This window comes from Oleiphilus sp. HI0080, from assembly GCF_001635135.1.
Genome location: NZ_LWFU01000691.1, coordinates 1 through 1689, shown reverse-complemented (window position 1 = coordinate 1689; position 1689 = coordinate 1). Strand labels below are relative to the sequence as shown.

The following is a 1689-nucleotide window of genomic DNA, read 5'->3' as shown; positions in this document are numbered from 1 at the left end:
TGAGGCTCATTCTCCCAAACGTCTAAAATCACTGTCGGGGCATTTTCTTGTTTTAACCGTTGTTTTAAACAGGACTCTCTGACAACGCCGCCCCGACTGGTATTGATCAGGACCTGATTCGCCCCAAGCGCGCTAATTTGCTCAGCATCGATCATATACTGCGTGGGAAATTCACCGTCATCCGTTAGAGGTACGTGCAACGAGATTACGTCACATTGGAGCACCTCATCGAGAGAACATAGCGCCTCTTCCGTGTCTTCTGAAGTTTTGAAAGGGTCATAAACCTTGGTAGTCACACCAAGACGCTGAAGCTTTTTGTTCAGTCGACGTCCGACATTGCCATAGCCAATAATGCCGACTGTCGCCTCGTCTACTTCAAAGCTGTGTGTGTCGGCTAAAATCGACAGACAACTCAATACATACTCAACGACCGAGTTTGCATTAGCCCCAGGGGCCGCTGCAAACCGGATGTCTTGCTGGTTCAGGTAATCAAGGTCAACATGATCCTGCCCAGCCGTGCATGTTCCCACAAAACGAACGGTTGAGTCTTTTAGTAAACGCTGATCAACCTGCGTAACCGAACGTACTAACAGCACGTCGGCATCTAGGATATCTGAGGAAGTTATCTCTCGGCCGGGCTTGGCAATTAACTCGCCAAACTCGCCGAAAAACCTATGGAGTAGAGGGATATTCTCGTCGGCTACAATTTTCAAAAGCACCTCTGATGCTGGTGATTTCTGCGGCCTTGAAATAGGCCTTAACTATTATTTTTATCTAGCAAGTGTGCCGGATACTCACAGTTTAACTTCATGCCGATGTACTGTTCCAGTTCTGGCAGCAAAAAAGCATCATCTTCACAGGCAAAGGAAATCGAAATACCTGTCTCGCCGGCGCGACCCGTTCGGCCAATACGGTGCACGTAATCTTCAGGATCGTCAGGGAGATTGTAATTAAATACATGACTCACGCCGTCGACATGAATCCCCCTTCCTGCAACATCTGTCGCTACCAAAATCTCAATATCACCACGCTTAAACTGATCCAAGGTTTTAATGCGTTTGTGCTGAGGAACCTCTCCAGACAGCAAAGCAGCCTTGATGCCCTTTGCTTTTAATGCTGATTCGAGGCGACGGGTCTCATCGCGTCGATTACCAAAAATAATGGCACGACTCACTTTGTTCAAATCAAGATAGCGACAAATAATTTCAAGCTTTTCATCCGACGACACCATGAAGATCTTCTGATCCACTTTTTCAGTGGTCAGTTGCTCTGCTTCGATCTCGATATGAATCGGACTACTTGTCCAGCGCTGACACAAGTTCAACACGTCCTGATTAAAAGTGGCGCTGAAAAGAAGCGTTTGTCGACGATCAACTTTCGGGCAGCGGCCAAGAATACGTTTAACATCAGGAATAAACCCCATATCAAGCATTCGATCCGCTTCATCAATGACGAGCGTATCCACTTGATCGAGATAAAGGTCGCCGCTATTCAAGAAATCAATAAGGCGACCTGGCGTTGCCACCAAAATATCGATCACATTATTGCGCACATACTCGCGCTGCTTCTGATAGTCGATACCGCCAAGTACAGAGTAGATCGAAAGGCCCGCATATTTCGTCAAAGCACGCGCGTCCTTTTCAATCTGTAGAGCAAGCTCTCGCGTTGGCGCCAAAATCAATGCGCGCG

General features: G+C 47.5%; 2 protein-coding genes. Both read right to left on the bottom strand.

Annotation, left to right across the window (positions count from 1 at the left end; all coding sequences use genetic code 11):
* Positions 1-713, bottom strand: a 713-nt coding sequence (locus A3751_RS14935; RefSeq protein WP_197466382.1) for a 4-phosphoerythronate dehydrogenase, incomplete at its 3' end; no start/stop codon positions are given.
* Positions 714-757: 44 nt separating this feature from the next.
* A partial coding sequence (locus A3751_RS14930; RefSeq protein WP_068457555.1) for a DEAD/DEAH box helicase occupies positions 758-1689 on the bottom strand: 932 nt, incomplete at its 5' end.